Source organism: Streptomyces sp. SP17BM10 (assembly GCF_036322405.1).
Taxonomy (GTDB): domain Bacteria; phylum Actinomycetota; class Actinomycetes; order Streptomycetales; family Streptomycetaceae; genus Kitasatospora.
On sequence record NZ_JAQYXB010000099.1, the window covers coordinates 1 to 624 of the forward strand.

Annotated in this window: 1 protein-coding gene; it reads left to right on the forward strand. The window is 69.1% G+C overall.

All coding sequences use genetic code 11. The annotated features are described in order from the left end of the window. On the forward strand, nucleotides 1-624 hold a 624-nt coding region (locus PUR71_RS00360; protein ID WP_329924266.1), incomplete at both ends, for a non-reducing end alpha-L-arabinofuranosidase family hydrolase.

The following is a 624-nucleotide window of genomic DNA, read 5'->3' on the forward strand; positions in this document are numbered from 1 at the left end:
CCAGCTGACCGTGTACGGCGACAAGTGCCTGGACGTGCCGGGCCACGCCACCGCAGCCGGCACCCGGGTGCAGATCTGGACCTGCACCGGCGCCGCGAACCAGCAGTGGCGGGTGAACGCCGACGGCACGGTGGTCGGAGTCGAGTCCGGGCTGTGCCTGGACGTCACGGGCGCCGGTACCGCCAACGGCACGGCCGTGGGGATCTGGAACTGCACCGGCGGCAGCAACCAGAAGTGGACCGGTCTGTCCGGGTCGACCCCGTCGGCCGGCACCTGCGCCCTGCCCTCGACGTACCACTGGTCGTCGACGGGAGTGCTGGCCCAGCCCGCGAACGGGTGGGGTGCGGTGAAGGACTTCACCGACGTCGTGTACAACGGCAAGCACCTGGTCTACGCCTCCAGCGTCTCGGGGTCCTCGTACGGCTCGATGGCGTTCGCCCCCTTCACCAACTGGTCGGACATGGCCTCCACCGGCCAGACCGCGATGAACCAGAACGCGGTGGCGCCCACCCTGTTCTACTTCGCGCCCAAGAACATCTGGGTCCTCGCCTACCAGTGGGGTCAATGGCCCTTCATCTACCGCACCTCCAGCGACCCCACCAACCCCAACGGCTGGTCCGCACC